General features: G+C 37.5%; 5 protein-coding genes. 1 reads left to right on the plus strand and 4 read right to left on the minus strand.

Annotation, left to right across the window (positions count from 1 at the left end):
* Positions 1-105: 105 nt before the first annotated feature.
* Positions 106-717, plus strand: coding sequence for a recombinase family protein (locus FTU06_RS16500; protein WP_015060246.1), 612 nt, complete (start codon positions 106-108; stop codon positions 715-717).
* A gap of 189 nt (positions 718-906) precedes the next feature.
* On the opposite strand, the gene FTU06_RS16505 is transcribed toward FTU06_RS16500, so the two are convergent.
* The 4 genes from FTU06_RS16505 to FTU06_RS16520 all read right to left on the minus strand — a co-directional run bounded on the left by FTU06_RS16505 (position 907) and on the right by FTU06_RS16520 (position 4,399).
* Entirely contained in the window at positions 907-1,791 is an 885-nt protein-coding gene (locus tag FTU06_RS16505) for an Mph(E) family macrolide 2'-phosphotransferase (protein WP_000155092.1), read from the minus strand.
* 55 nt (positions 1,792-1,846) lie between these two features.
* Entirely contained in the window at positions 1,847-3,322 is a 1,476-nt protein-coding gene (gene msr(E), locus FTU06_RS16510; RefSeq protein ID WP_000052512.1) for an ABC-F type ribosomal protection protein Msr(E), read from the minus strand.
* 491 nt (positions 3,323-3,813) lie between these two features.
* Positions 3,814-4,086 (minus strand): NadS family protein, encoded by a 273-nt coding sequence (nadS, locus tag FTU06_RS16515; protein WP_000369781.1) that lies wholly within the window; start codon positions 4,084-4,086, stop codon positions 3,814-3,816.
* On the minus strand, positions 4,079-4,399 hold the full coding sequence (locus FTU06_RS16520; RefSeq protein WP_000897307.1) for a type II toxin-antitoxin system RelE/ParE family toxin: 321 nt from the start codon (positions 4,397-4,399) through the stop codon (positions 4,079-4,081). The genes nadS and FTU06_RS16520 overlap by 8 nt, the downstream gene beginning before the upstream one ends.
* Positions 4,400-4,473 lie beyond the last annotated feature (74 nt).

The raw sequence follows: 4,473 nt of genomic DNA on the forward strand, positions 1-4,473 counted from the left end.
TATACCTGAATGATAGCGAGCCAAATCGCATACAATATCTATCATTAGACTTAATGCAATAATTAAATGATAGTATTATCATTAATCTAATAGAATTAAGATTAAATGATAGAAATGAATACACGTATTTATCTACGAGCTTCAACTAAAGATCAAGATGCAGAAAGGGCTTTGCAGATTCTTCAGGATCTAAACCAAAACTTGAATTTGGGTGAAACCATTGTGTACGTGGAAAACTATAGTGGTACGAAGTTAGACCGACCTGAATTGAATAAGCTACTGTCAGAAGCAAATCAAGGTGACACATTGTTAGTTGAAAGTATTGACCGCTTATCACGCCTAACCCAACGAGATTTTCAAGAGCTGAAGCGCAGGATCCAGGAGAAGGGACTTCGTTTAGTCGTAGCAGATCTTCCTACTACCTACCAAATGATTCAAACCAGTGACAGCATTACTCATTCAATCTTGGAACTCATCAACAATATGTTGATTGATCTTCTGGCAACAATGGCCCGCCTAGACAATGAGAAACGTATAGAACGTATTAAGCAGGGCCTGGCACGTTCGGGTTACAAACCAACAGGCAAGAAGGCAAATGAGGCTAAACATAAACGAATAAAAGAATTGCTAGTAGTTGGCAATATGACTAAGGAAGAAATTGCCAAAGCAGTGAATTGTGGAGTTGCAACTGTCTATCGAGTTGCTAAAGTTATCTAAAAGAGGCTTATCTCAACGCGCCCCCAATGGGGCACCGCTGCATTCAGGTTACTTCACATAAGAAATTTTATGTTAAATGATTGTTAGAAATGCCCCTTGATCGAGGCATTTTCTATAAAGAATACTAAAAACTAATTAAAGCCAACCAAGTTTCAAAACAAGGCAGTTCTCAGCAATCATATTTTTAAATTATATAACTCCCAACTGAGCTTTTGCTCCAACGATAAGGCTTTCATTTTGAGTTTCTAAGGCAAATAAACCATACATCAAAGGAGAGGCCGCTGCTCTTTCTAAAGTCTGTTCATATAGTTTATTCCAAACTTTACCCCCTAGTTTTTCATACTCGATGATTAGAGTTTTGAGGCTTTCTTCTCCAAACAAAGTTACATGCCCAGCAAAATCAATCGCTGGGTCATCTATATGGGCTGTTGACCAATCAATAACGCCTGAAACAGCTCCATCCTTTGAAGCTAGTACATGCCCAGCATATAAATCGCCATGTATAAATTGGGTGAAATCTGCCCATAGAACATCATTATCCAACCATTTTCTGTAGCGGGTTTCCAATTGCTCACTTATACCAATTTCAGATTTTACTAACTGCAAATTGTTTGCTATTTCAGGTCTTAAATCTGAAGGTTTCATAATTTTCAAATCATTTTCCCGAACTTCTTTTTCAGGAATACTATGGATTTCAAATAAGGTTTTTGCCAAAGATGTTATGTATTTCGGGCTATCTTTGTCCATATTCCAAATTATTTCATAGGTTTCAGCATCCAAATTTAAAACAGGATTATCTTTAAGTATGGGATAAGCCACTAATTCTGTAGATGAAATTCTCCAATCAGGAACCTCTACAGAAAGATGTTTTTTTACCAATTCTAAAATGCGTTTTTCTTTCTTGATTTGTTCCCTCATGCCATCACGACGAGGAATACGCAGCAACCATTGTTGCCCCTTTGTATCAAGAGCAAAAACGACCTTAAAATCAATGCCCATTTCATTGAAATTCATTTTGTCCGTAAGCAACAAGCCGTGTGCTTCAGCAAGTGATTGAATATCTTGAATTGTCATTTTTAATTTCCTTTAAAGAGTTCAATAATTAATGTTCGGATTAGATTGGCTATCATTAACAATCTCTCTCAAAAGTCTTGATGATTTTGTGGTCTTTGATCTCGTAGATAATGTCAGCAATATTATCGACCAATTGCTTGTCATGAGATACGAAGATAATAGTTCCTGCATAGGACTTCATCATTGTTTCTAATGCGGCAATACTTTTTAGGTCAAGATAGTTTCCTGGTTCATCCATAAGCAAAATATTATATTTTCCTAAAAGCATTTTGGATAAAAGCAGTTTGATGATTTCACCTCCCGATAAGTCGGATAAGTTTTTTTGAATATCATTCGCTCCGATCCCCATTGAAGCCAATACTGCACGAATTTCCGCAACTGTGTACTCGCACTCTTCCTGCATAAAGGAGAGCACAGATTTATGCGTGTTAAATTTATATCCTGTTTGTGTAAAGTAGCCAATTTCAGCTTTTGGAGATATGGTTAATCCATCAGCACGTTCTGATATCATTTTTAACAAGGACGTTTTCCCTGTTCCATTCGATCCAGTTATAGCGACTTTAGCGCCAAGCGGTATTATAAAGTTAGCGTCATCAAAGATAGTACGGCTACCAAATTTTAAGCTCAGACCATCTGCCGTAATCGGGAACTTATTGTGCAGTTCTAGGGCTGAACTTTGACGAAAACGAATAGAACGCAAATGCTCTGGTGCTTGAATATCTTCTAATGCAGCCAAACGCTTTTCCATACTCTTAGCTGCCTGATACAGTTTTCTTTGCTTGGTGCCAGTCATTTTTGCATGCCCAAGTCGTCCAGCACTTTCGGTAGAGTTTTTGGATTTTTCTCCTTTTTTCTTATTGTCTAATCGATTAGCTTGCTGGCGTTTTTCTTGCACAGCAGATTCTAATCGCTCCCGTTCCTTCATCATCAGCTCATATTCTACGGCTTGGTGTTGTCGCTCTTCTTCTTTTTGACGCAAGTAATCCGAGTAACCACCCCAATATTCCGTAATTTTACCGTCTTTTAACTCCCATATCTTGTCTACAACCATATCAAGAAAATATCGGTCATGACTGATAACAAGTAATGCTCCATCAAATGCTTTAAGTTGACCAATAAGTAGATCTATTCCATTGAGATCAAGGTGGCTGGTTGGTTCATCCGCTAGAATGCCATGTACTTGTTGGGAAAATGCGGCAGCAATTTTTGCACGAGTTTCCTCTCCGCCACTCATTGTGTCGTTTTGTACATTGGAAACACCAAGGCGAGATAACATTGCCCGGTCTTCGACCGTTTCTATTTCGATTCCGCCCAGTTGGCTGATATGTGCAAAATCACCAAAACGCTGTAATGTCGCTTCGGCTAAAACAATTTCGCCATTAAGTACTTTGAGTAAACTACTCTTTCCTGCTCCGTTATCACCCACAAGACCAATACGGTCATAAGAGTGAATTTCCAATTCATCAATATCCAAAACATCACGCCCAGCATAATCCAAGCGTATGTTTCTCGCTTTAATAATTAAACTCATTTTTATTTACTCCTGTTTAGCTCTTGAAATTTTTTATGCAGCAAACAGGATTTAGGTGAAAACAAAAGCTAGCATCACAGTGTCCTCCCAAAAAAAAAGCTATTCATCCACAGGGTGGACAAATAGCTAGTCAATTAAGTTATAACTGGAAACTATGCACTAAAAGCATACTTATAAATTAAGCATACTTTTACTTTATATATCCGCATATATTCTTAAAGACACAACAAAAGCCCACCATTATAAAATAGTGTCACTATGCAAATAGTTGTGTCTTAACGAATGCGGATAGAATGCATAAACTTACCTAAAAAATAAAATTCAGTTTTATGATAACTTTACTGTTAAAAGAAGTCTAGACAACCTTGTTTTATGCTTGGATATAAGGCTTATTTTAAATAATAGTAGTGAAGATTTTCTAAAATTAACATAATACACCTTATACGAAATAAAAATGGGAGCCTTAAGCTCCCATTTTTTAAGTAATTTTTTCAAATAAGGCTTGGGTGAGCATCTAAAATTCGAATCAATGTAGCTGCTGGTCCAGTTGGATAGCGTCGTCCCTGTTCCCAATTTTGCAGGGTACGGGGGCTAATATGTAGACGTGCAGCAAATTCATTTTGGCTCAAGCCAGTTTTTTCACGTACTTCTTTAATATCAGGCAATTCGAGTTCTGTAACTCGGCTTGCTTTAACTTCTTTACGTTTGATAGCTCCAGCTTCTTTGATTGAAGCAACCAAGTCATCAAATAAGTTGTTATCCATGAAATTGCTCCTTCACGAGTTGGTGCAGAATGGCGGTTTCCTTATCTGTTAAATTATCTTTTACTGATTTTGGATAAGCCACTAAGAAAAAGATCTGATCATCCTCGGTGACCCAATAATAAATCACCCGTATCCCACCACTTTTCCCTTTGTTACCTTGAGCACAACGTACTTTGCGAATACCACCGCCATTCTTGATTAGGTCACCTCTATCAGGCTGTACCAAAAGATCTTGCTGAAGTTGACGATATTCCTCATCAGATACAAGGTCTTTAATTTGCTTGGTAAAGATGCTGGTTTCAATAAATAACATGGACTCTTTATACGTCAATGGCGTATTTGAATTTTAGCAGTTTCCATAACAAAAAACGAGAGCTGGTAGATCTC

Origin of the sequence: Acinetobacter sp. YH12052 (genome assembly GCF_013419835.1) — a bacterium.
Classification (GTDB): domain Bacteria; phylum Pseudomonadota; class Gammaproteobacteria; order Pseudomonadales; family Moraxellaceae; genus Acinetobacter; species Acinetobacter amyesii.